This is a genomic window from Bradyrhizobium sp. USDA 3650 (genome assembly GCF_054057395.1).
The window spans coordinates 5,756,052-5,780,827 of record NZ_JBSRZG010000001.1 but is presented as its reverse complement, the minus strand read 5'-3'; the positions used below and the strand labels follow the sequence as shown (position 1 = coordinate 5,780,827).

Genomic DNA, 24,776 nt, shown 5'->3' with positions numbered 1-24,776 from the left:
CATCCGTCCGTCGATGACGAGAAAGTTATCCGTCGTCGCCACGGAGAAATTCACGATGCGCAGCCGTGGCTTGCGGGCAAGCCGCACCTACCGAAAAATTTCGATGCCGGGCAATTGTGATCCATCTCGCTCGTGGCAGGCGCGATCGCGCCTAGGCTGCAAACCCCAGCGCGAGAAACTTGAGCCCGAACTGTTTCATTCGACTTTTCAGGAAGGTGTTTCAATGAGCAGCCGTCACGCAATTGTTCCGCGCGGTCTGAACGCAACGCGTTCGCCGCTTTCGCAAGGCCGCTTCGGCCGCATGTTCCGCAAGCTCGCACCGGCCAAATTCGGCCCGAACGATTCCGACAATGTCGCAAACCTGTCGGCGCTCGCCGACAAGATGATCGCCGGCTTCGACGGGCCGAAGGACGGGCCGGACGCGGAAGAGAGCGGCATTCCTTCGCTCTACACTTATTTCGGCCAGTTCGTCGACCACGACATCACCTTCGATCCGGTCAGCTCTCTGACCAAGCAGCAGGATCCCGACGGGCTCGTCGACTTCCGCACGCCGTCGCTCGACATGGACAATGTCTACGGCCGCGGTCCGAACGACCAGCCCTACATGTATGACGGCATCAAGTTCCGGCTCGGCGAGAAGGTCACGGGCGCGGGCGTGCCCGATGCGGTCGACCTGCCCCGCTTCAAGGGCCGCGCGCTGATCGGCGATCCCCGCAACGACGAGAACAGCATCGTCTCGCAATTCCAGGCCTTGATGCTGCGCTTTCACAACCGCATGGTCGACGACAATGACAGCCTGTCGTTCGAAGACGTGCAGCAGCGCGTTCGATTCCACTATCAGTATGTGGTGCTGAACGACTTCCTGCCGCGCATCGTCCACGCCAGCGTGCTGGACGAGCTGAAGACCGCAGGTCACTACGACCGCAGCAAGCTCGCTTACTACCATTGGAAGACCTATCCCTTCATGCCGGTCGAGTTCTCGGTCGCGGCCTACCGGCTCGGGCACTCCATGATCCGCCCCGGCTACCGGCTCAACGACGCGGCCAACATGCTGCTGCAGATCTTCCCCGATCCCAACAATCCCGACCACAACGCACTGACCGGCTTCCGCGCGATGGGACCGGGACGCGCCATGGACTGGGGCCGCTTCATCGATCTCGACACGCGCCCCTACGGCGTCGAGGACGACGACACCAATCCCGACAACAAGAGGCGGCTGCAGTTCGCCTATCGCATCGATTCCTCGCTGGTGGACCCGTTGCGCAAGTTGCCGCCGGAAGTCGCGTCCAATCCGGCGTCGCTGGCGCTGCGCAATCTCGAGCGCAGCTGGCGGCTCGGACTGCCTTCGGGCCAGGCCGTTGCCAGGGCGATGAACCTGACGCCGCTGAGCGACGACGAGATCATCATCGGCAAGGCCGTCGACGAGCCCGGCGCGGGCGATCCGCAAGTCAAGATCGCGAGCATCGCGAACGGCGTGTTCGCCGGCAACTGCCCACTGTGGGCCTACATCCTGGCCGAGGCGCGGCAAAACATGACTGACATGGCAATCTCCGCCACCGGTGGGCCGGCCACGGTCAAGACACCGCAGCTCGGGCCGGTCGGCGGTCGCATCGTCGCCGAGGTCTTCCTCGGCATGATGTTCGGAGATAATTCCTCCGTGCTGTCGCTCGACCCGCAATGGACGCCGGTGACCGGCTCCGGCTTCGCGCTGAAGGACCTCGTCGCCTACGCGCTCGGCCAGGGCGATCCGCTGCATTGAGCGGGTGACGGACGATGGTGCAAGGCCGCCCGCCTCACGCGGGCGGCCTTGTGGCCCACTCGCCTCGACGCGCTGGCGGATGGATCCTGGCAGGCGTGCTTCCCTAACGCAAATCTGTCCGCTTCCTGTTGACTCGCATCTCGAATGGAGAAATCCTTTAGCAACAATTGCCATTGCCAATCTCAGCGGTACGAACTTCGGCGCCCTCGGTTTTGTCGGCGCCATCTGACCAGATTTATTCTGAACAGAAAACGGAGGGGCCGATGCGCGCGCTCGCCTTGAGAACCATTTCTCTTCTCGCCCTCGCTACCCTAGGCTCGATTTCCGGCACGCCTGCCGCACGCGCGGAGGACGGGGCCGATGAGCAATTTGGCAAGGTGCACTTCCAGACGTCCTGCAACGAGGTGGCGCAGCGCCGCTTTGATCGCGGGATGCGTTATCAGCACTCGTTCTGGTACCGGCCCGCAAAGGAAATTTTCGAGGAGACGCTGCAGGCCGATCCGGAATGCGCGATCGCCTATTGGGGCATTGCCCTGAGCCTGCTGTACAATCCGCATTTTGCCGCGCCGAAGGAAAACCTCACCGCAGGTCTCGCCGCGCTGCAGAAGGCCAAGGCACTCGGCGCCAAGAACGAACGCGAACGCGACTATATCGACGCGCTGCTGGCCTTCTATACGGGCGACGAAAAGACGACGTTTGGCCAGCGCGCGCAGGCCTATCTTAAGGCAACCGAAGCCGTCGCCGCGCGCTATCCCGATGATGACGAGGCGCAGATCGCCTACGCCATCACGCTGAATGTCACGGCGTCACCAAACGACAAGACCTATGCCAACCAGCTTAAGGGCGCTGCTATCCTGGAGCCGATCTTCAAGCGCCAGCCGCGGCATCCCGGCGTCGCGCATTACCTGATCCATCTCTATGACTATCCGGCAATCGCAGAGCAGGGACTCGACGCTGCCAAGCGCTATTCCGAGATCGCGCCGGCGGCACCGCACGCCTTGCATATGCCGTCCCACATCTTCACGCGCGTCGGCTACTGGAACGAATCCATTGACGCCAATAGCCGTTCCGCCAAGGCTGCCAAGGAGGGCAAGGACCCCAGCGAGCAGCTGCATGCCGACGACTATATGGTCTACGCGCTGCTCCAGCTCGCGCAGGACAGCCGAGCCAGCGACGTCATCGCGGACATGATTGCGACCACTGGCTATGCGCCGGCTGTCCGCGCCGGTCCCTACGCGATCGCGGCCAGCCAGGCGCGCTATATGGTCGAGCGCGGTGATTGGCAGGGTGCTGCCGCGCTGAAGGTCGAGCCGAGCCGGTTTTGCCTATGTCGACGCCATCACCTATTTCGCTCGCGCCCTCGGCGCCGCGCGCTCCGGCAATGCAGACGCAGCAGCGGCGGACATCGCCAAGCTGGCGGAGTTGCGGGACAAGCTGCAGCAGGACAAGGACGCCTATTGGACCGAAATCGTGGACATTCAGCGGCAGGTCGCCACAGCGTGGCAGCTCAACGCCCTGGGGAAACAGGCGGATGCGTTGGAAGCGATGCGCCTTGCCGCCGATGCCGAAGACAAGACTGAGAAATCCATCGTGACGCCGGGTCCGCTTGCCCCCGCGCGCGAGCTTTACGGGACCATGCTGCTCGAACGCGGCATGGCGATGGAGGCATTGGTCGCGTTCGAAAGCACGATGCGCAAGGAGCCGAACCGCTTTGGCGCGACGATCGGCGCCGCTCACGCGGCCGAGAAAGCGGGGGATACTGTGAAGGCCCGCCAGTACTACGCCAAAGTCGTCGAAACAGCGAGAAATGGCGACTCATCTCGGGAAGACCTCGCGGCCGCACGAAAGTTGATGGCTCAGAATTAGCAAAGGTGCCGCGGCAACTTCCATGCGCCTGATAAGCAAATTCGTTGCAATCAGCGCAGCCACTGCGCTGCTCTGCGCAGCTGCAGCGTTCTGGATTTCGCGATCCGGTGAACCGGCACGCGCAACAGCGGCCTCCGGCGAGGTCCGCCCGGTGTGGACGGAAATCGACTGGCCTTTCGGCGCGGATCCCTGGGGGAAAGGAAAGGCATTTCGCTGCAACGCCGAAGATTGCGGCGGCGAGGTCCAGCTCTACGTTCGCCCCAAGCTCGGCTTTTGCAATTGCGCCACCGGCGTTGCCGACGACGGCGACCTCGAGCAGATGGGCGACCTGGCGCTGATTGGGAAGGCAACGCCGATGGCTGACGGCCGAGCGATCGTCGTCGGTCCAATGCGCGGCCGCAGCCGGGCATATCGCGTTGAGGGAAACCCCAAGGCCGCGCTCTCACTCGCCTTCAATCAGCGCTGCGACATGGTGGCCGCGACGGCCTTGCTCGCACCGGGCGCGACCGCGTCACTGGAGCCGGCGGTGCTGTCATTCCTTAATAGCGACCGCATGCTGAAATGGGCCGAGACCGCGCTTGGGTTATGACTCAACGCAATAGCTGAATTAAAGGCGACAATCTCGGCACGCGCCTTACCGCGCGGCCCCGAGGCCGATCTCCTCGAGCCGCGTCGCGAACCAGCGCGACAGTGGCTGATCGAGGACCCCGCTGACATAGACTTCCGAGATCGTCACATGGTCCTTGTCCAGCACCAGCAGCACGCCGATCCAAAAGGCGAACCAGACATGTGCATCGGTCAGCGCCATCAGCTTGTGCTGGTCGTGATCGAGCGCGGTGTGATTGCTCGCCTTGCGGATCTCCACGGTGAGCAAATTGTTCGGGATCTCACGCTGATGCACGACGACATCAGGGTAGATCGACTTGCCCAGATGATCGTCGGTCGAGATGATGGTGCCGTGCGGCAGATGCAGCGTACGCTCGCCGAGCCGGTCGTAGTTGCAGTCCACCGACCAGCCGGAGAATTGCTTCTCCAGATACACGGCGAAGCGGTGCGTGATGGCACGCTCGCCGATGTCCTTCGCGAACAGGAAGGCTTCGTGGGCGTAGAAGTCCCGGAGCGCCGCGATCACCTTGTTCAGCTCGGTCTGCATCTTGCCTCCGGGCCCATTTCAACCTTATGCGTCCCGACCGGTCTCTCGCTCCCTCGCCCCGTTCTTACGGGGAGAGGGTGGGGTGAGGGGCCGTCTCCGCGAGTTTGGTTGGAATGATAGGTCGAACGCGCGCGGCGTGCGAGTCGGATGGTCTTTTGCGTAGGTTAACAGCTTGCCTTGCCCCTCACCCGGATTGCACCGGACGATGCTTCGCATCGCCGGGAGCAATCCGACCTCTCCCCGCAGAAGAGCGGGGAGAGGTTGAAGAAGATTCCCCTACATCTGGACTTCGATCAGCCGCGGTCCGGGCTCGGCGACGGCCTCGGCCAGCGCCTTGTTGAACTCGTCCGCGTTGGTGACGGCGCGGCCGGGTACGCCCATGCCCTTGGCCAGCGCCACGAAATCCAGCGTCGGCCGGTCGAGCCGAAGCATGTCGTTGGCACGCTGGCCGGGCTCGCCGGCGCCGACATTGTCGAACTCGCCGCGCAGGATCTGGTAGATGCGATTGGCGAACACGATGGTGACGATGTTGAGGTTTTCGCGCGCCTGCGTCCACAGCGACTGGATCGTGTACATCGCGCTGCCGTCGCCGACCATGCAGATCACCTTGCGGTCCGGGCAGGCGATCGCGGCACCGATCGAGAGCGGCGTCGAGAAGCCGATCGAGCCACCCATGTTCTGGAGCCAGTCGTGCGGCGCGGCTGCCGCCGTCGGCGGGAAGAAGGCGCGGCCGGTGGTGAGGGATTCGTCGACCAGGATCGCGTTCTCGGGAATCGCATAGGCGATCGACTGCGCGATCGAGGCGTGGGTCAGTGCGCCGGTCGGCTTGAGCAGCTCGGCCGCGGCCTGCGGCTTGACGTCCTTCGCGCTGGCCTTGACCGCGCCGGCCAGCGCTTCAAGTGCAGCGACCGAATTCTCACCCCAGGAGGTCATGCGATGCACGTCGCAGCCCTCGGGCTTGAGGATGCTCGGCTTGTTCGGATAGGCGAAGAACGCCACGGGATCGTCGGACTCGACCAGCACGATATGGCGGAACCTCGCCAGCATCTGCAGCGCGTTGTCGATCACGTAGTGGATGCGATCGATCGAGAAGCGGCCGCGGCCGCGCGCCATCCGGGGACGGAAGGTCGGGCCCATCACGGTGCAGCCGGTCTTGGCAGCGATGCGCTCGGCCAGCGCCAGGCCCTGCTCGCTCAGCGCACTGCCGGTCATCAGCAGCAGCGTGCCCTCGCCGTCGCCATGCAGGATCTTTGCAGCCTGCTCGACCGCCTGCGGCGAATAGCTCGCGCGCTGCTGCTCGGCCGGAACCTCGGCGATGCCGTCCGCTTCGTTCCAGGCGGTGTCGGCGGGCAGGATCAGGGTCGCGATCTGCGGCGGCGCGCTCTTGGCGGCGGCGATCGCCGCGGCACCGTCGGCGGCGACCGATTTGGAGTCCGGCGAGGTCCGGACCCAGGACGACATCGGCCGGGCCAGGCCCTCGATGTCGGAGGTCAGCGGCGCGTTGTAGCCGATGTGGTAGACGGCGTGCTGGCCGACGATGTTGACGATGCCGGAATTCGCCTTCTTGGCGTTGTGCAGATTGGCAAGGCCGTTGGCGAGACCGGGACCGAGATGCAGCAGCGTCGAGGCCGGCGTGCCCTTCATGCGGAAATAACCGTCGGCGGCGCCTGTTACCACGCCTTCGAACAGGCCGAGCACGCAACGCATGCCGGGCACGCGGTCGAGCGCTGCGACAAAATGCATCTCGGAGGTGCCGGGGTTGGAGAAGCAGACGTCGACCCCGCCCTTGACCATCGTCCGCACCAGACTTTCCGCACCGTTCATCCGTCAGCTCCCGCAACCGGCAATGTTCCAACAATCCGTCCGATCAATCATTGTTCGCTCGTCTCGTCAAAGCAATAGCGGGCATCGCCGCCCTGCGATGCGCCCGTTTGGCTAATGCTTTCCGGCAAATTGGCATGGTTGCCGATTTGGTAACGCCATTCATTAAGGATGCCTCCCTCACGGTGCCGTGGCTTGCGGAAAGCTCGCAAATATGGCCTGTGACTTCAGTTGAATCGATTTTTTGCTGGGGGAAACAATGATCCGGTTTTTTGCCGCGCCGATTGCCGCCATCGCACTGCTGTCGGCGACCGCCGGCGGCGCCTTCGCCGAGGAGTTCGACTCCCGCGACATCATGGGTGGCGGCCCGAATTTCTTCCGCGGCGGCTCGAGCCCGGTCCCCCGCACCACCGTCATGTATAACGGCAATTACGCCCCCGGCACGATCGTGGTGAACACCTCCGAGCGCCGGCTCTATCTGGTGCTTCAGAACGGCCAGGCGCTGCGCTACGGCATCGGTGTCGGTCGCGACGGCTTCCGCTGGGGCGGCGTGCACAGGATCACTGCCAAGAAGGAATGGCCGGACTGGACGCCGCCGTCGCAGATGCTGGCCCGCCGGCCGGACCTGCCGCGTCACATGAAGGGCGGCGTCGAGAATCCGCTCGGCGCGCGCGCGATGTATCTGGGCTCGACGCTCTACCGCATCCACGGCTCCAACGAGCCGGAGACGATCGGCCAGGCGGTGTCCTCGGGCTGCTTCCGCATGACCAACGACGACGTCACCGACCTCTACGGCCGCGTCGGGGTCGGCACCACCGTGGTCGTGCTGAACAACTAGCAGGAACCGGCGGGCGCGTGGATATGCGGTCTTGTGCGTCGGTTCCGAATACGGCAGCGTCGCCTGGCAATGAGCGCATTGGCCCCGTCTTCGTCCGGCTTTCGCATCGCCCTGCTGGCGCTCGCCACCGTCGCGTTTGCCCCCTGACACCGCTACCATCGCCGTCGCGGGCGAATTGCCCGCGATCGCCTCGCGCCAGCGCGCCGAGAAGAAGAGCTTTACCGACGGCGAGATCGTCGATGGCTTTCTCAAGACGGCATTCGGCGCCGAATATCATCTTGCCGGCCGCGTCGATCGCATCCGCAAGTTCGACGGACCGGTGCGCGTGTTCGCCGAGAGCGACCGCGCCGACCGCAAGGCGCAGCTCGCAAGGGTCGTAGCCGACATCGGCAAGCGCGTACAGCATCTCGACATCGCCATGATCGACTCCAGCGAGGCGGCGAATGTGCGGGTCAAGCTCGTGCGCGACCGCGATCTGTTCCGCACCATCTCGAGCTTCTACGGTGCGGAGAAGGCCCGCGAGATCCGCACCTCGCTCGATCCGCAATGCCTGTCCGGCTTCCGCAAGAACGACAATTTCGAGATCGAGCATTCCGACGTCATCCTCACCGTCGACAACGGCGATTTCACCTTCCTCGACTGCGCCTATGAGGAGCTGCTGCAATCGCTCGGCCCGATCAACGACACCGCGAGCGTGCCTTGGACCATGTTCAACGACAACGTCTCGATGGGCTATTTCGACGTCTACGACCAGTACATCCTCAACCTGCTCTACGATCCCCGCATCAAGGCCGGCATGACCGTGGCTGAGGTCAAGGCGGCGCTGCCCGACGTGCTCACCGATGTACGCATTTGGGTGAGGCGGGTGAACGACCTGAAGGAATGAGGCTCTTCCTTCTCCCCTTGTGGGAGAAGGAAAAAGGCACCAGCGGTCCTGGCTGCTTATCGCAGCCTGCTTACGCCTTCCTCGCCTTCGACATCAAAAATTGCTGGCGCATCACGTTGTTGCTTCCGTCGTAGTATTCGGAAATCAGCGCCTCGAACTCGTTGCGAAAACTCCGCAGCCTGTCCGGTTCCTCCTTGTACTGGGCGACGAGCTTGATCAAAGGCCCGATCGTCGTTTCCATGGTGCGGCGGAAATGCTGCGGGCTGAGTGCGGACGGCGTCATGATGTCCATGTCGAAGGCGATGTCCTTCACTTTCCCCGCGAGACGTTCGGCGACGATGTTGGGATCGCCCCACGACACCGGTGATGCCACGCCCTCGGGCGGCGGCAGATGGCGGCCGATCAGCGCGAACATCCGTCCGACATAGAGATGCGCTGGCCAGGTGGAGAAGGCGATGGTGCCGCCGGGCTTGAGCACGCGCAGCATCTCGCCGATGGCGACCTCGGGACGCGGCGCGAACATGTGGCCGAACTGGCTGAGCACCACGTCGAACTCGTTGTCGCCATAGGGCAGGCTTTCGGCGTCGCCTTCGGCGAAGTCGACATCGAGGTTCGCCAGCTGCGCGTGCTCGCGGGCGCGCTCGATCAGGACTGGCGACAGGTCGAGACCCCTGACCTTCGCACCGCGGCGCGCCGCCGTGATCGCGGCAACGCCGGTGCCGCACCCGACGTCGAGCAGCCTTTGACCGGTTGCGACTCCGGCGAAGCTGACCAGCTTGGCGGCCGAGGGCGTCGTGAACACTTCCATCGGCGTGAACAGCGACCAGGCTTCCTTCTGGACGGCCTTGAAACCAGCAAACGGGTCTTGCGCGGCCATGGAACTCTCCCTTCGCTCGATGTCGGCCTTCATGAGGCTGACGACGGATGCCAAAGGTTCAACGCGGTCCCATGGCGGCTTCGCCTCCTTGGCGCTCCTATTGCACGAGATCGGCGACGATGGTCGCAGCCTTGAGGCCGGTGCCGGTGAGGACCGCGACGGTGGTCTCGTTCGCCTTGATGGCACCGGTGGCGGATAGTTTGTCCAGCGCGGCGGCGGCACTGGCGCTGGTCGGCTCGGCGAACAGGCCCTGTCGCGCAAGACGCCGCAGCGCGGTGACGATCTCATCCTCGGTGAGCGCGACGGTGCCGCCGCCGCTCTCGCGCAACGCGGCGATGATCTCGCGCAGGCGCAGCGGATGCTTGATCGCGGTGCCTTCGGCGATGGTCTTGTTGACCTCGCGCGCGACAGGCGTATCGACGCCCGCCCTGAAGCTCGCATCGATCGGCGAGCAATTGAGCGGCTGCGCCGCGAACAGCCGCGGCAGCTTCGTGATCTGGCCCGCCTTGAGCAACTCGCGGAAACCAAAGGCGCAACCGAGCAGAGAGCTGCCGGCGCCGACGGGGACGATGACGTTGTCGGGGGCGCGAAAGCCGAGATCTTCCCAGATCTCATAGGCGAGCGACTTGGTGCCTTCGAGAAAGAACGGCTGCCAATTGTGGCTGGCATAGAAGGTCTGGCTGGATTGCCGGATGGCCTCTGCCTCCGATTCCTCGCGCGGGCCCTCGACGAGCTGCACCGCCGCGCCATAGGCGCGGACCTGCGCGATCTTGGCCGGTGACGTCGATGCCGGCGCGAGAATCTTCACGCGCATGCCGCCGGCGGCACCTAACCCAGCCATCGACGAGCCGCCATTGCCGGACGAGTCCTCCAGAATGGCCTCGACGCCGATCTGCCGCAGGAACGACAGCATCACGGCGGAGCCCCGGTCCTTGAAGCTGCCGGTCGGGTTGAACCATTCGAGCTTGAAGAACGGGCGCAGCTCGCCCCAGGCCTGCTGCACCAGCGGCGTGCAGCCTTCGCCGAGCGTGATCGGACTCGTGATCTCGACCGGCAGCGCCGCCCGGTAGCGCCAGAGCGAGCGCGCCCGGCCGTCGATGTCCTCGCGCGACATCCCTGCCCCCGGCGTCACCAGCAGCGGCGTGCGCTCGTCCGAGCACCAGCGCGGCTGGTCCAGCGGATAGAGCTTACCGTTGCGGGGATCGATGTAGGCGGCGGCGGGCATGGCGGGCTCCAAGGAATACGATGTGGCAAAGGCAATCTGGGCGTTTGGTTTGATGACACGTTTTGTCGGGAAACTCGACGCCCGGCGCGCCAATCGTGCAGCGCCTCTTGAAAACGTAAAAAACATAATTACTTCATTATCTTACCGCGATAGCGGCGAGCTCCGCCAGTGCGGTGGCGTGGCACTCGGGCAAGCGCTGCCGGGTCGCAGGATGACGGGAATTTGGCCGCGAGCCGCCCTGCCCCGCGCAGCACGATTAACTTGTCTGTCGCGACTGCCCGCTACAATATGTTGGATTGAGCTCGCGCCGCCGGTGTTCCGCATCGGCAGCGCGACGAGCCAAGGCCCGTCCGAGCGGCGGGCCGTTGGCTTTTTAGGAGTTTGGTCATGAGCCGCGCGAACCGTACCGACCACATCCGCCTCACCTCCCATCCGGAGCCGGGCCGCAAGGCCGCCTTCCCGATCCACTGGGGCGCCGCCGACGCACGCGCCCGCGGGCCGATCATCGGCACGGTGTCGCGCGCCGGGGATCGCAACGTGATCGGCAGCCATGGCGGGTCGTATGCGATGTACCGCGCGCTCGCGGTGTCCGCCGGCGCGCTCGATCCGATTCGTAGGCCCGATCTCACCAACACGTTTCCGGCCGCGACCATCGGGCCGTTCCCGCAATGGAGCGATCCCGCCAAGATCGTCGCGCTCGATCCCTGGGGGCATCTCGTCGCCGAAAATTTCGGCAAGGACATCGCTGAGGGCATCGACATCAGGCCGAGCATCGCGGTGACGCGGGCGCGGCTGGACCTGCCGGAGATCCGCGAGGCGCTCGCCGCCAAGCGCCTGCGCGCCGACGGCGACGTCGTGCACGCCAATGGCAGCGTGTCGGTGGTGAAGATCGCGATCGATCCGGTCTGGTATCTGCCGGGCCTTGCCGAGCGCTTTGCGATCAACGAGACCGAGCTACGGCGCACGCTGTTCGAGCAGACCGCCGGCATGTTCCCCGAGCTCGTGACCCGGCCGGACATGAAAGTGTTTCTGCCGCCGATCGGGGGCACCACGGTGTACATGTTCGGCGATGTGACAAAACTGCCGGACCATCGCACCAAGATCACCTGCCGCGTGCATGACGAGTGCAACGGCTCCGACGTGTTCGGCTCCGACATCTGCACCTGCCGTCCCTATCTCATCCACGGCATCGAGGAATCCGCGCGTGGCGCGCAGGAGGGCGGGCTCGGGCTCGTGATCTACAACCGCAAGGAAGGCCGCGCGCTCGGCGAGGTCACGAAATTCCTGGTCTACAATGCGCGCAAGCGCCAGGAGGACGGCGACGCCGCCGCCGCCTATTTCGAGCGCACCGAATGCGTTGCCGGCGTCCAGGATGCCCGCTTCCAGCAATTGATGCCCGACACCATCCACTGGTTGGGCCTGAAGCGCATCGACCGCTTCCTGTCGATGAGCGACATGAAGCATGACGCGCTGACCTCGCAGGGCATCGATATCGTCGAGCGGGTGCCGATCCCGCCCGAGCTCATTCCCGCCGACGCCTATGTCGAGATCGCCGCGAAGAAGGCCGCCGGCTATTACTCCACCGACATTGCGCCCGAGAAGGACGTCGACGGCGTGGTCGGGCGTTCGCTGGAAAAATACTGATCGATTGATGGCAGACGCTTTGGAATTGCAGGCCCGTTCGCTGCTCAGCGCAGCAGCGGTTCGCGCGCGTGCCGGCGAGATGTTCGAGATCGGCCTGCACGGCGGGCTGACGCACTTCACCATCGATCTCGATCGCATGGACGGCGTTGCGGAGGCCGTGTTGGCTGTCACGCGAAAAGCCTATCCGACGCTGGAGATTCCCTTCCATGCGCGCTGGCGGCATTTCGTGCTCGGCGGCGTCGATCGCTGGGCGCGGCTTGCGGATTCGGCGTCGTGGCCCGATCGCGCGGCACGGGCACGCGCCGAGTTCGACCTTGCCATCGTCAGCGTGCTGCTCGATGCCGGCGCGGGTGCGGCGTGGCGATACCGCGACGCCGTGACGGGACAGAGCATCGGCCGATCCGAGGGACTCGCGATTGCAAGCCTCGACATGTTCGCGCGCGGTCTTTTTTCCCGCGATCCCCGCGCGCCCTTCAGGGCCGATGCCGACGTGCTTGCGCAGCTGCCGCTCGCCGCGCTCAGCTCGGCGTTTCAGGTGAGCGACACCAATCCGCTGCTCGGGCTCGAGGGGCGGACCGATCTGCTGCAGCGTCTGGGCAGGCTGGTGGCGGAGCGTGGGGACGTGTTCGGCTCGCACGACACGCCGCGGCCGGGCGGGCTGTTCGATCACATCGCGGCACAGGCCAAGGACGGCGCGGTTCCGGCACCCGCGATTCTCTCGGCGGTGCTGAACCAGCTCGGACCGATCTGGCCATCGCGACTGGAGCTTGCCGGAATTCCGCTCGGCGATTGCTGGCGCCATCCGGCGATCAAGGCCAGCGATGCGACCTCGGGCCTCGTGCCCCTGCACAAGCTATCGCAATGGCTGAGCTATTCGCTGATCGAGCCGCTGCAGCGCGCCGGAATTGACGTCACCGACATCGATGGCCTAACCGGGCTTGCCGAATACCGCAATGGCGGCCTGTTCGTCGATCACGAGGTGCTGCGCCTGCGCGACGCCGCCGATGCCGAACGTGCGCATGCGGTGGACTCCCTGCTCGTCGTCGAGTGGCGCGCGCTGACCGTGGCGCTGCTGGACCGGCTGGCCGAACTGGTTCGCGCAAAACTCGGCCGCACGCCTGAGACATTGCCGCTCGCCAGCATTCTGGAAGGCGGCACCTGGGCCGCGGGCCGCGCCATCGCCTTCGCGCGCCGCCCCGATGGTTCGCCGCCGCTCAAGGTGATCAGCGACGGCACGGTTTTCTAATCTCTCGTTCGAGTTCGCGGAAACAGACCCCTCATCCGGCGCTTCGCGCCACCTTCTCCCACAAGGGGAGAAGGAAGAAAGGCATCCGTCATGCAAGGCGTCACGATCGTCGATCATCCGCTGGTGCAGCACAAGCTGACCCTGGTGCGGGACAAATCGATTTCGACCAAATCGTTTCGGGAGCTGATCAAGGAGATCGGCATGCTGCTGTGCTACGAGGTGACGCGCGACCTGCCGCTCACCGATACCGTTATCGAAACGCCACTGGCGACGATGCACTCGGCCAAGATCGCGGGCAAGAAGCTGGTGTTCGTGCCGATGCTGCGCGCCGGCACCACCTTCGTCGACGGCATGATGGATTTGGTGCCGACCGCGCGCGTCGCCCATATCGGCCTTTACCGTGAGCCGCACAGCTTTGCGGCGGTCGAGTACTTCTTCAAATCGCCGTCCGACCTCAGCGAGCGCCTGGCGATCGTGGTGACGCCTGTGGTTGCGACCGCCAACACGGCTGTGGCCGCAATCGACCGGCTCAAGGAGCGCGGCGCCAAGGATATTCGCCTCGCCTGCCTGATCGCCGCCCCCGAAGGGCTCGAACGGCTGCGCGGACTGCATCCGGACGTTCCGATCTGGACCGCCGCAGTCGACGAAGGTCTCGACGAGAACGGCTTTATCCTGCCGGGCCTCGGCGACGCCGGCGACCGCGCCTACGGCACGCGATAAGCGCCGGCCTGCAAACCGCGTCACGTTAGGAACAGCTTCGCCCGCGCAAGGTTTTTCCTGCTCTACGATGGAGAGCACGATGACCTATCAGGATGACCGCAGGGCAGACAGAGCACGCCGCAACAGCCCGGTGGGCTGGGCGATCGGCGCGATCTTCGTGATCGCCGTGGTCGCGGCCGTCTTCTTCTACAATGGACGCGACGTCGGTCCCCAGACGACCACCACCAGCCCGAACAACACGCCGAGCGTCACGACCAATCCAGCCGCCCCGGCAAAGTGATACGAGGGCCGCTCCGTCAGGTCGGCGGCCGCGGCGGCAGATCCTTCGCGTCCGCGGGCGCGGGCTTCTCCTTGAGGTCGGCGATCAACCGTTCCATCTCGCCGATCTCGCGCACCTGGGCTTCGATGATGTCGTCGGCCAGCTTGCGCACGCGGGGATCCCTGATGTGCGCGCGCTCGCTGGTGAGAACCGCGATGGAATGATGCGGGATCATCGCCTCCATATAGGCGACGTCGGTCACGGTCTGCTGGCTTCGAACGAGCCAGAGCGAAACCGCAAACACGACGGCGCTGGCCGCCAGAATGGCGACGTTCGCCGTACGGTTCCTGTACATGCCCCACATGAAAGCGAGCATCACGGCGGCCATGACGGCACCCATCAGCAACGCCATCCACGTCCGGGTCTGGCTGTACCAGACGTGATCCAGAGCGAAGGTGTTGAGATACATCAGACCGAACATGATCACGGTGGAAGCCGCGATCATCGTGATGAAACGACCGTAAGCCATGAGGAACATTCCCGCTGTTTATCGGGGGATAACCACACCCCGAGGGATCGTTCCTCGCCGATGGATGATTTGGCGCAGGGCCGACGCGTCGGCGGCAAGAGATTCAGATCTTGCCGCTGCCGCAGATCCCCTTCAGTGACCGCCACTCCGCATCCGTCAGCAGCGGCGGGCCGCTGGCGGGGCGATCCTCTTTCGTCATGCGCGCGAGGCGGTCCTCGGTTAGCGGATGGCTCGCCAGGATCGACGTGAGGCCGCCGCCTTCCTTGCCGGTGATGCGGAACATCAATTCCGCCGCAGGCTTCGGCGAACGGCCGAGCTTGTGCATGATCTCGATGGCGAACGTATCCGCAGCGGTCTCGGCCTCGCGCGAATAGGAGGCCTCGACCACGCTGCGCGAGGCGAAGATCACGGCGGATGAACCGGTCACGTCGCCGAACAACAGGCCGATCAGGAACGAGGTGCCGCCGTTGTAGATCAGGCCGCGCATGTTGTCGTGATGCTTGAGATGACCGAGTTCGTGGGCGAGGATGCCGGCGAGCTCGTCGGGGCTTTCGGCCTTGTCGATCAGGGCGTTCAGCACGAAGACCTTGCCGCCCGGTAGCGCAAACGCATTCGGAACCGGGCTCGGCAGCACGCCTGCCGTCATGGCATCGTCGTCGAGGCCGGCGGCATCGCGCAGCCGATTGACGAGTTTGACGAAGGCCGCCTTCCCAGCCGCATTCTCGCACGCATTGCGGCCGAAGATCGTCTTCACCTGGACCTCCGACGCATCGCCGATGCGCCGCTCGATCGGTTTCGGCACCAGCGGCGCGAGGCGGTCGGCGGCCAGCGGCACGCCGAACAGCACGACACAGACGATGGAGACGGCGGCAGCCATCGACCAGCCGACGATTTTTGCGACACCTCGGCGCGTGGTCTGGTGCTCGTCGAGACGGGTGCAGCGGGCGGTCACGTCTGACGCGAGCAGAGCGTCGCGGATCTCCAGCCGCGCCAGCGGCGGCTCGGAAGCGCAGGCGAGCCGCAAAATGCCGGCCGGACTGTCGGCGCGGCGGATGTCGGCATAGGCCCAGCGAACGGGCGTCCCACCCTCTTCGAGGATCTCGAGCGCGTCACCGAGCGTCAGCGTCACCTGTCGACGGCGGCTCGACACGCCGTCGAAGAAGATGGTCGGCTTTGCGGATTGCGCCGGGGCCTCGGTGGACAACTCACTCACAGCTCAGAATCCCGCGACATCGAGTCCATCGGCAAAGCCTTCGCCGAGCGCGCTGGCAAGCTCGGCGCTGCCGCGCACATCCGCGGCGGCGGCGATGTTGTGCACGTGTACGGTTTCCAACACCTTGGCCCAGAGATCGCGCTGGAGATAGACCCGCATGACGATGTTGAGGGCCAAGGCGAGTGCGAGGTAGCCGACGACCATCATCACCAGTGTCGGGATGCTCTTGCCGGCATTGCCGGGCCCCAACGCCTGCTCGACCGAAAGGCCACTCAGCGTGACCACGAGCATGGTCGCTCCGCCGATATAGGCGGCGAAGATGGCCGAGAGCAGCGTCCACCAGCCGATCACTTTCCAGTACAAGCCGTAGAATGCGTTGTGCGGCAGTTGCGAGGACAGGCTGACGTCGCCGATGCGGATGCCGTCGAGCCACCAGCGCCACTCGCGCGCCTTGAACTCGGCATAGAAGAACGGCGCGAGCGGAAAGATCACCATTGCGATCGGGCTCAGCAGCCACAGCCACCAGGCGCGTTTGAAGAACGTCCAGCCGTCAGCTTCGAAATCGCCGCGCAAATCGCCGTAATGGGTGTGGCGCATCTTGTAGCGTTCGAGCGAGGCCTCGCGCCACGGCAATGCGAGCCCGAGCGTCAGGAACACCAGCAAGCCCCACAGCATGGCGCGGAACGAATAGGCCCAGCCCGATCCGTCCATCCAGAACCGCACGCCGCGCCAGACCGTGCGCGTCAGGCGATAGCGCCGCGCGCGGAAGATCGCAAACTGACCGAAGGCGTAGAAGCTGATGAACAGCGGCGTCGAGGCAAAGCCCTGCCAGCGCTCGAACTCGATACCGACGAGGAAGTAAGCGAGGTAGATCGGCACCAGGATCGCGAGCGCGAACAGGAAGCCGACCAGAAGCTCCTTGGCCCGGCCGGTATATTCGGCGGCGTCGCCATCGACCGCGGTGTTCGCCCACAGATGACGGCGGATGTCGGTGACGAGCCAGAACCGGTAGAAGCCGAAGGTGACGAGCTCCAGCATGGCACCCTTGGTGACCAATTTGCGAAACTCGGTACGGTTGCCGGTGAAATCGACCCGCGTGGGCGGCAGCGGCGGGGGTAAGGGTTCGGAGCCGATGGGGGCCCATTGCATGTCGTTCACGGCGGCAACCTCGGGGTGCGGACCTAGTTCGATCAAACTTATAGATCAGAGATTAGTCGATCCCCAAGATGGGCGGGTTCGATTTAGCTCGATTCCGGTCGATTTCTGGCACGATTCCACGGCCGAGGGCGTGCGCGAGATCACGTTGTTAAATCAACAGCCTCGTAGCCCGGATGGAGCGCAGCGCAATCCGGGACAGCGGCAATGGCCGCCTGAATCCCGGATTTCGCTTCGCTCCATCCGGGCTACATCACACCGATGTGGCAAAACTCGCCCTTGCTCCGGCGCAGACAACCGGCTGTAATTGCAAATCAAATACCGCAGCGCAGAATTCAACGAGAACGCGCGGTTCATGTCAGGGAGAGCGGTCATGCATGGGACCATCGAAAGCGCGGCGAAGCTCGACGCGTTACGCGCACGCGCAACGTCACTGCCGCTGGAGCAGTTCGATCCGGGCGACCCCGAGTTGTTCAGGACCGATACGTTCTGGCCCTATTTCGATCGCCTGCGCCGCGAAGATCCCGTGCACTATTGCAAGGACTCGATGTTCGGCCCGTATTGGTCGGTGACGCGCTACAACGACATCATGGAGATCGAGACCAATCATTCGGTGTTCTCCTCGGCCTCCTCGCTCGGCGGCATCACCATCCGCGACATCGATCCGGAACTGCGCCGCGAGAGCTTCATCTCGATGGACCCGCCGCGCCACGCGGCGCAGCGCAAGACCGTGGCGCCGATGTTCACGCCGACGCATCTGGACAATCTCGCGCTGAGCATCCGCAAGCGCTCGGCCGAGTGCCTGGACAATCTGCCGCGTGGCGAGGTGTTCGACTGGGTCGACCGCGTCTCGATCGAGCTCACAACGCAGATGCTCGCGGTGCTGTTCGACTTCCCCTGGGAGGACCGCCGCAAGCTGACGCGCTGGTCGGACATCGCGACCACCATTCCCGGACCCGACGGCCTCGTCGCCACCGAAGACGAGCGTCAGGCCGAGCTGACGGAATGCGCGGGCTATTTCGCGCGGCTGTGGAAGGAGCGCACCGAGCAGCCGCCCAAGAGCGACCTGTTGTCGATGATGGCGCATGGTGCCGCGACGCGCGACATGGACGCGAAAAACTTTCTTGGCAATCTCATCCTTTTGATCGTCGGCGGCAACGACACCACTCGCAACACCATGTCCGGATCGCTCGACGCACTCAGCCAGCATCCGGAGCAATATCGCAAGCTGCGCGAAAACCCCGCGCTGCTCGACAGCTTCGTGCCGGAAGTGATCCGCTGGCAGACGCCGCTGGCCCATATGCGCCGCACCGCGCTTGCCGACTTCGAGTTCCGCGGCAAGCAGATCAAGAAAGGTGACAAGGTCGTGATGTGGTACGTTTCGGGCAACCGCGACGCCGACGCGATCGAAAAGCCCTACGAATTCATCATTGACCGCGCGCGGCCGCGCACGCATCTCTCGTTCGGCTTCGGCATCCACCGCTGCGTCGGCTTGCGGCTTGCCGAACTCCAGCTCAAGATTATCTGGGAAGAGATCCTCAAGCGATTCGACCATATCGAGGTGGTCGGCGAACCCAAGCGGGTCTATTCGAGTTTCGTGAAGGGTCTTGAAACCTTGCCGGTGAAGATTGCGGCGTGATGTGGCATACGCCGGTGCTTCTCTCCCTCGCCCCGCTTGCGGGGAGAGGGTGGGGTGAGGGGGAGTCTCCACGAGGACGGTGACAGCCGACTCGTGGAGACTCCCCCTCACCCGGATCGCATCTAGCGATGCGATCCGACCTCTCCCCGCAAGCGGGGCGAGGTGAACTGCGTCCCCGGCGTCCGATTCAAACACTGGAGCAACCACCATGAACATCCAAGCGCCGGTTCAAGTGGACAAGGCCGAACGCATGCGCAGGGCTCGCGAGGAGGCCTATGCGACCCCGCTGGCGCAGTTCCACCCGGGCGCGCCAAGGCTGTTCCAGGACGACACCCTGTGGCCGTGGTTCGAGCGGCTGCGCAAGGAAGAGCCGGTGCATTACTGCACCAACGCGCCGATCGAGCCGTATTGGTCGGTGGTGAAGTACAACGACATCATGCATGTCGACACCAACCACGGCCTGTTCTCCTCCGACTCGACGCTCGGCGGCATCGGGATCCGCGACGTGCCGGAAGGTTATGACTGGCCGAGCTTCATCGCCATGGACCAGCCGCGTCATTCGTCGCAGCGCAAGACGGTGTCGCCGATGTTCACGCCGACCCATCTAGACGAATTGGCAAAACTGATCCGCCAGCGCTCGCAGACCGTGCTCGACAATCTGCCGCGCAACGAGACCTTCAATTTCGTCGAGCGCGTCTCGATCGAGCTGACGACGCAGATGCTGGCCACCCTGTTCGACTTTCCCTGGGAAGAACGGCGCAAGCTCACGCGCTGGTCCGATGTCGCGACCGCGCTGCCCAAGAGCGGCATCGTGGCTTCGGCCGAAGAGCGCCGTCGCGAGATGGACGAATGCTACGCCTACATGTCCAAGCTCTGGAACGAGCGCGTCAACTCCGCCCCGCGCAACGATTTGCTGTCGCTGATGGCGCACAACGACGCCACGCGGTTCATGGATCCCGACAATCTCATGGGCAACATCATCCTGCTCATCGTCGGCGGCAACGACACCACGCGCAACACTATGACCGGCTCGGTGCTGGCGCTGAACGAGAACCCGGAGCAGTACGACAGGCTGCGCGCCAACCCGGAACTGATCGATTCCATGGTGCCCGAAGTGATCCGCTGGCAGACCCCGCTCGCGCATATGCGCCGCACCGCACTGCAGGACACTGAAGTTGGCGGCAAGCACATCAAGAAGGGCGACCGCGTCGTGATGTGGTACGTCTCGGGCAACCGCGACGAGGAGATGTTCGAGCGGCCGAACGAGTTCGTCATCGACCGCCCGCGGCCGCGCACTCACCTCTCCTTCGGATTCGGCATCCACCGCTGCGTCGGCATGCGCCTCGCCGAGCTCCAGCTCAAGATCGTCTGGGAAGAGATGCTGAAGCGCTTCGACCACATCGAGGTGGTCGGCGAGCCCAAGCGGATCTATTCGAGCTTCATCAAGGGATACGAGTCGTTGCCGGTGAGGATTCCGGGGTAGAGCTCCATCCTCCGTCATTGCGAGCGCAGCGAAGCAATCCAGACTTGTCACCGCGGAGGGATTCCTGGATTGCTTCGCTGCGCTCGCAATGACGAGATTTTGGCGACTTGTGCGCCTCGAAGCTCCAGCGGTGAACGCGGGAACACTCAGATATAAAATTCCGGCATGACAGGTCGCGCCAGATGTGAAGGCGAGATCGCGCGCGACTGGTCTACGACACCGGCACATCTAGCTCAACTTGATGTCCCACACGCCTTCCTTGCGGCAGGCGGCCACTTCCTCGCGCAGGAGGGCGGTGACGGCAACCGAGGCGGTGGAGACCGGACGGTCGATCGGAGAGGCAAATATGAGCTCGCGCGTCATCGGCTTCGAGACGACGGCCGTTTCCAGCCGCCCGTCCGCGACCTCGCCGTGGACCGAGGAGGGCGGCAGCAGCGCGAAGCCGAGGCCTTCCTCGACGAGGCTGGTGAGCACGCGGAACGAATCCGCCTCGAGCTGGACGTTGAGCTTGATCTTGCGTTGCGCCGCCGCGTGCTCGATCAGCGCACGGAGGCCATGGGAATGACTGGGCAGCACCAACCGTTGCCGCAGCAGCCAGCCGACATCGACGCTCTTCTTGCGCGCGAGGCCACAACCGCGCGGACCCACCGCGACGATGTTGTCGCGACCAAGGCTCTCCACGTTGAGATGCAGATCGGCGGAGCGGCCGTACAGGATGGCGAGATCCATCTCGCCGCGGTGCAGCCATTCGACCAGATGGCCGCTGTAGCTCTCGACGATGCGCAGCGAAATGCCCGGAAATTTTTCGACGCAGCGCCGCGCGAAGCGCGCCGACAGCACGCAGCTCACGGTCGGGACCAGGCCGAGCACGACCTGGCCCGATGGCGGCCCCTTGGACGACTGGATGTCGTCGCGGATCTGGTCGATCTGCCGCACGATGCCCGAGGTGCGCGCCAGCAACAGGCGGCCGGCATCCGTGAGCACCATGCCGCGGCCGTTGCGGGTGAACAATTCGGTGCGCAGCTCGTGTTCCAGCAGCTTGATCTGCCGGGAGAGCGCCGGCTGCGCCACACGCAACGTGTCGGACGCCTTGGAGAGGCTGCCGAGCTCCGCCACGCAACTGAAGGTCCTGAGCTGACGGAAATCCATGCTTGCCAATCCTGGAAGGCTACTCCATACGCTATAGCAAATGAGCATAGGGGGCTGGCATTGTTTTCACAACGCCAGAGGATCGGCCGGCGTTATCTTAACTGCCGCACCCAACTGGAAACGCCATGAGTGAAGAACACCACACCGAAGATCACGCCGACATCCGCGAAGCCGTCGCAAAGCTCTGCGCGCAGTTTCCCGGCGAATACTGGCGCAAGCTCGACCGTGAGATGGCCTACCCCACGGCGTTCGTCGACGCGTTGACGCAGGCCGGCTATCTCTCGGTGCTGATCCCCGAGGAATATGGCGGCGCGGGCTTGAAGCTTTCTGCGGCCGCGGCGATCCTCGAAGAGATCCAGCGCGCGGGCTGCAACGGTGGCGGCTGCCACGCCCAAATGTACACGATGGGCACCGTGCTGCGGCACGGCAATGACGAGCAGAAGGCAAAATACCTGCCGAAGGTCGCGAGCGGCGAATTGCGGTTGCAGGCCTTCGGCGTCACCGAGCCGACCAGCGGCACCGACACCACCTCGCTGAAGACTTTTGCGCGCAAGGATGGCAATGCCGGCTACGTCGTCAACGGCCAGAAAATCTGGACCAGCCGCGCCGAGCATTCCGACCTGATGCTGCTGCTGGCGCGGACCACGCCGAAGGACCAGGTCAAGAAGCGCACGGATGGACTTTCGGTGTTCATCGTGGACATGCGCGAGGCCAAGAACAAGGGCCTCGAGATCCGCCCGATCCGCACCATGATGAACCACGCCACCACCGAGGTGTTCTTTACCGACATGAAGGTGCCGGCGGAGAATCTGATCGGCGAAGAGGGCAAGGGCTTTCGCTACATCCTCTCCGGCATGAATGCCGAACGGATCCTGATCGCGGCCGAATGCGTCGGCGACGCCAAATGGTTCATCGCCAAGGCCACCAACTACGCCAAGGAGCGCAGCGTTTTCGGCCGGCCGATCGGCCAGAATCAAGGCATCCAGTTTCCGATCGCCAAGGCCTACGCTGCGATGCGTGCGGCCGAATTGATGGTGAAGGAAGCCACGCGCAAATACGAAGCCGGGCTCGATTGCGGCGCGGAGGCCAACATGGCCAAGATGCTCGCGGCCGACGCGTCGTGGGAAGCGGCCAACGCCTGCGTCCAGACCCATGGCGGCTTTGGATTTGCCGAGGAGTATGACGTCGAGCGAAAATTCCGCGAGACGCGGCTCTATCAGGTGGCGCCGATCTCGACCAATCTCGTGCTCTCCTTTGTCGCCGAGCATGTGCTCGGCATGCCCCGCTCGTACTGAGGCCGCCATCATGGGAGCTCTTGACGGGATCAGGGTGATTGCGGTCGAGCAGGCGGTGGCGGCGCCATTCTGCTCGTCGCGGCTGGCGGATGCCGGCGCGGAGGTGATCAAGATCGAGCGGCCCGAAGGCGATTTCGCCCGCGGCTATGACGCGGCGGCCAAGGGCCAGAGCAGCTACTTCGTGTGGCTCAACCGCGGCAAGCAATCGGCGGTGGTCGATCTCGCCAACAAGGAAGGTTGCGCCGAGTTGGAGAGACTGATCGCGAGCGCCGACGTGCTGATCCAGAATCTCAAGCCGGGCTCGATGGACAAGCTCGGCTTTTCGCGCGAGCGGCTGCTGATGGACTATCCAAAACTGATCTCGTGCACGATCACCGGCTATGGCGACGAGGGCCCCTATGCGCACCGCAAGGCCTATGATTTGCTGATCCAGGCCGAGAGCGGCCTTGCCTCGATCACCGGCAATCCCGACGGTGCCTCACGGGTCGGCATGTCGATCGTCGACGTCGCGACCGGCGCGACCGCGCACGCGGCGATCCTGGAGGCGCTGATCGGGCGCGGACGCACCGGCAAGGGCGCCGACATCCGCATCTCCATGTTCGACGTGATGGCGGACTGGTGCACCGTGCCTCTGCTCAATTCCGAGGCCGGCAATCCGCCCAAGCGCATGGGCCTGCGCCATCCCTCGATCGCACCCTATGGCGTGTTCACGTCCAGCGACGGCAAGGACATCCTGATCTCGATCCAGAGCGAGCGCGAGTGGAAGACGCTTTGCGCAAAGGTTCTGGACCAGCCGGATCTGCCCGCAGATCCGCGCGTTGCCAACATGGTCGAGCGCGTGCGCAACCGCGACTTCACCGACAAGACAGTCGCGGATGCCTTCGGCAAGATGACGCGCGATGAGCTATTGAAGCGACTGTCCGATGCCGATATCGCCTTTGCCGAGGTCAACACCATGGCCGACCTCACCAAGCATCCGCATCTGCGCCGCATCGAGGTCGACACGCCGCAGGGGCCTGTCAGCTACCCCGCGCCGGCGCCGATCATCGTCGGCGAGACGCGCAGCTATGGCGCGGTGCCAGGGATCGGCGAACGACCGGTCAAGAAATCATAACAACAAGAGCGAGGCGTCATGACCGAAAAGCTCGACATCGATCATCTCAGGCAATGGATCGGCCGCAGCGAAGAAGCAACCGACACCGTCACCGCGCAGCTCGTGAAGGGCCTGCGCGCGACGCTGTTCCAGGAGGTCGGCGCGCCCAAGGCCGGCGATGCGGCGCCGTTCACGGTGCATTGGTGCCTGGCGCAGCCGGTGTTTCCGATGGCGATGCTCGGCCCCGACGGCCACCCCACCCGCGGCGGCTTCCTGCCGCCGGTGCCGCTGCCGCGCCGGATGTGGGCCGGCGGCGAGATCGAGTTCCTGCAGCCGCTGCGCGTCGGCGATGAATCGAAGCGGACCTCGCGCATCGCGGACGTACAGGTGAAGACGGGCTCGACCGGCACGCTGTGCTTCGTCTCGGTCGAGCACAGCATCTCCTCGCCGCGCGGCATCGCCATCCGCGAGCGGCAGGACATCGTCTATCGCGAGATGACGACCACGTCCGCGCCGGCAAAGGCCCCGCCTCCGCCGCCGAAGGCGCAGCATCGCGAGACTCATGTCTCCGATCCCGTGCTGCTGTTTCGATATTCCGCGCTGACCTTCAACGGCCATCGCATCCATTACGACCGCGACTACGTTACCAAAGTCGAGGGCTATCCGGGCCTGATCTTCCACGGGCCGTTGCAGGCAACGTTCATCATCGAGATGGCGGCGAAGCTGCGCGGGCGGAAAACCGCCGAAGAAGTTTTCGTATCGCGGGGTGCAGCCGCTGTTCGAGGACAGCGAGTTCTCCATCAACGCCAACGAGACTGACGCCGGCATGGAGCTGTGGACCGCGAACGCGGAGGGGCAGCCGACGATGAAGGGGACCGCGGTGTGGTGATAGTCTCTCCTCGTCATTGCGAGGAACGAAGCGACGA

General features: G+C 64.4%; 21 protein-coding genes and 2 pseudogenes. 15 read left to right on the top strand and 8 right to left on the bottom strand.

Translation table 11 applies throughout. The features are described from left to right. Positions 1-223 precede the first annotated feature (223 nt). The 4 genes from ACVIN2_RS27140 to ACVIN2_RS27125 all read left to right on the top strand — a co-directional run bounded on the left by ACVIN2_RS27140 (position 224) and on the right by ACVIN2_RS27125 (position 4,214). Positions 224-1,759 carry a peroxidase family protein gene (locus tag ACVIN2_RS27140; RefSeq protein ID WP_456767912.1) on the top strand — a complete coding sequence of 512 codons (1,536 nt, stop codon included), beginning with the start codon at positions 224-226 and terminating at the stop codon, positions 1,757-1,759. Positions 1,760-2,022: 263 nt separating this feature from the next. Further along, entirely contained in the window at positions 2,023-3,339 is a 1,317-nt protein-coding gene (locus ACVIN2_RS27135) for a hypothetical protein (protein ID WP_456767911.1), read from the top strand. After that, on the top strand, positions 3,296-3,625 hold the full coding sequence (locus ACVIN2_RS27130) for a hypothetical protein (protein WP_456767910.1): 330 nt from the start codon (positions 3,296-3,298) through the stop codon (positions 3,623-3,625). The genes ACVIN2_RS27135 and ACVIN2_RS27130 overlap by 44 nt, the downstream gene beginning before the upstream one ends. Positions 3,626-3,647: 22 nt before the next feature. Then, complete coding sequence (locus ACVIN2_RS27125; RefSeq protein WP_456767909.1) at positions 3,648-4,214, top strand: hypothetical protein; 567 nt, start codon at positions 3,648-3,650, stop codon at positions 4,212-4,214. 45 nt (positions 4,215-4,259) lie between these two features. Here the strand turns inward: ACVIN2_RS27125 and ACVIN2_RS27120 are convergent, their stop codons facing one another. Next, positions 4,260-4,778, bottom strand: a complete 519-nt coding sequence (locus tag ACVIN2_RS27120; protein WP_456767908.1) for a hypothetical protein — start codon at positions 4,776-4,778, stop codon at positions 4,260-4,262. 276 nt (positions 4,779-5,054) lie between these two features. Further along, positions 5,055-6,602 carry an acetolactate synthase large subunit gene (locus ACVIN2_RS27115; RefSeq protein WP_027520204.1) on the bottom strand — a complete coding sequence of 516 codons (1,548 nt, stop codon included), beginning with the start codon at positions 6,600-6,602 and terminating at the stop codon, positions 5,055-5,057. A gap of 256 nt (positions 6,603-6,858) precedes the next feature. On the opposite strand from ACVIN2_RS27115, the gene ACVIN2_RS27110 reads away from it, so the two are divergent. Then, the gene (locus ACVIN2_RS27110; RefSeq protein ID WP_027565212.1) at positions 6,859-7,437 is read left to right on the top strand and encodes a L,D-transpeptidase; all 579 of its coding nucleotides are present in this window, start codon (positions 6,859-6,861) and stop codon (positions 7,435-7,437) included. 69 nt (positions 7,438-7,506) lie between these two features. After that, a pseudogene (locus ACVIN2_RS27105) lies at positions 7,507-8,323 on the top strand (DUF2927 domain-containing protein). A gap of 70 nt (positions 8,324-8,393) precedes the next feature. Here ACVIN2_RS27105 and ACVIN2_RS27100 read toward each other — a convergent pair. Both ACVIN2_RS27100 and ACVIN2_RS27095 read right to left on the bottom strand, forming a co-directional pair. Then, positions 8,394-9,200, bottom strand: coding sequence for a class I SAM-dependent methyltransferase (locus tag ACVIN2_RS27100; RefSeq protein WP_456767907.1), 807 nt, complete (start codon positions 9,198-9,200; stop codon positions 8,394-8,396). A gap of 97 nt (positions 9,201-9,297) precedes the next feature. Next, positions 9,298-10,425: a threonine synthase gene (locus ACVIN2_RS27095; RefSeq protein ID WP_456767906.1), complete on the bottom strand. Its 1,128-nt coding sequence runs from the start codon at positions 10,423-10,425 to the stop codon at positions 9,298-9,300. A 387-nt stretch (positions 10,426-10,812) separates the two neighbouring features. On the opposite strand from ACVIN2_RS27095, the gene ACVIN2_RS27090 reads away from it, so the two are divergent. From ACVIN2_RS27090 to ACVIN2_RS27075, 4 genes are all read left to right on the top strand, one after another. Then, positions 10,813-12,069, top strand: coding sequence for a GTP cyclohydrolase II (locus ACVIN2_RS27090; protein ID WP_456767905.1), 1,257 nt, complete (start codon positions 10,813-10,815; stop codon positions 12,067-12,069). A gap of 7 nt (positions 12,070-12,076) precedes the next feature. Next, a complete protein-coding gene (locus ACVIN2_RS27085) occupies positions 12,077-13,315 on the top strand; it encodes a URC4/urg3 family protein (RefSeq protein WP_456767904.1) in 1,239 nt (412 codons plus the stop codon). Between the two features lie 90 nt (positions 13,316-13,405). Beyond that, on the top strand, positions 13,406-14,035 hold the full coding sequence (gene upp / locus ACVIN2_RS27080) for a uracil phosphoribosyltransferase (protein ID WP_247358081.1): 630 nt from the start codon (positions 13,406-13,408) through the stop codon (positions 14,033-14,035). Between the two features lie 79 nt (positions 14,036-14,114). Beyond that, entirely contained in the window at positions 14,115-14,315 is a 201-nt protein-coding gene (locus ACVIN2_RS27075) for a hypothetical protein (protein WP_456767903.1), read from the top strand. 16 nt (positions 14,316-14,331) lie between these two features. On the opposite strand, the gene ACVIN2_RS27070 is transcribed toward ACVIN2_RS27075, so the two are convergent. The 3 genes from ACVIN2_RS27070 to ACVIN2_RS27060 all read right to left on the bottom strand — a co-directional run bounded on the left by ACVIN2_RS27070 (position 14,332) and on the right by ACVIN2_RS27060 (position 17,185). Beyond that, positions 14,332-14,823 (bottom strand): DUF305 domain-containing protein, encoded by a 492-nt coding sequence (locus ACVIN2_RS27070; RefSeq protein WP_456767902.1) that lies wholly within the window; start codon positions 14,821-14,823, stop codon positions 14,332-14,334. 103 nt (positions 14,824-14,926) lie between these two features. Continuing rightward, positions 14,927-16,036, bottom strand: coding sequence for a M48 family metallopeptidase (locus ACVIN2_RS27065; RefSeq protein WP_456767901.1), 1,110 nt, complete (start codon positions 16,034-16,036; stop codon positions 14,927-14,929). A 3-nt stretch (positions 16,037-16,039) separates the two neighbouring features. Continuing rightward, the gene (locus tag ACVIN2_RS27060) at positions 16,040-17,185 is read right to left on the bottom strand and encodes a YjgN family protein (protein WP_456769815.1); all 1,146 of its coding nucleotides are present in this window, start codon (positions 17,183-17,185) and stop codon (positions 16,040-16,042) included. A gap of 379 nt (positions 17,186-17,564) precedes the next feature. Between ACVIN2_RS27060 and ACVIN2_RS27055 the strand changes: the two genes are divergently transcribed. After that, positions 17,565-18,830, top strand: coding sequence for a cytochrome P450 (locus tag ACVIN2_RS27055; RefSeq protein ID WP_456767900.1), 1,266 nt, complete (start codon positions 17,565-17,567; stop codon positions 18,828-18,830). Between the two features lie 208 nt (positions 18,831-19,038). Further along, positions 19,039-20,313 carry a cytochrome P450 gene (locus tag ACVIN2_RS27050; protein WP_456767899.1) on the top strand — a complete coding sequence of 425 codons (1,275 nt, stop codon included), beginning with the start codon at positions 19,039-19,041 and terminating at the stop codon, positions 20,311-20,313. A 228-nt stretch (positions 20,314-20,541) separates the two neighbouring features. Here the strand turns inward: ACVIN2_RS27050 and ACVIN2_RS27045 are convergent, their stop codons facing one another. Continuing rightward, positions 20,542-21,462 (bottom strand): LysR substrate-binding domain-containing protein, encoded by a 921-nt coding sequence (locus ACVIN2_RS27045; protein ID WP_063993811.1) that lies wholly within the window; start codon positions 21,460-21,462, stop codon positions 20,542-20,544. Positions 21,463-21,587: 125 nt separating this feature from the next. Between ACVIN2_RS27045 and ACVIN2_RS27040 the strand changes: the two genes are divergently transcribed. The 3 genes and pseudogenes from ACVIN2_RS27040 to ACVIN2_RS27030 all read left to right on the top strand — a co-directional run bounded on the left by ACVIN2_RS27040 (position 21,588) and on the right by ACVIN2_RS27030 (position 24,739). Continuing rightward, a complete protein-coding gene (locus tag ACVIN2_RS27040; protein ID WP_456767898.1) occupies positions 21,588-22,757 on the top strand; it encodes an acyl-CoA dehydrogenase family protein in 1,170 nt (389 codons plus the stop codon). A 10-nt stretch (positions 22,758-22,767) separates the two neighbouring features. Further along, positions 22,768-23,871, top strand: a complete 1,104-nt coding sequence (locus tag ACVIN2_RS27035; protein WP_456767897.1) for a CaiB/BaiF CoA transferase family protein — start codon at positions 22,768-22,770, stop codon at positions 23,869-23,871. 18 nt (positions 23,872-23,889) lie between these two features. Continuing rightward, a pseudogene (locus ACVIN2_RS27030) lies at positions 23,890-24,739 on the top strand (FAS1-like dehydratase domain-containing protein). The last annotated feature ends 37 nt before the right edge of the window (positions 24,740-24,776 follow it).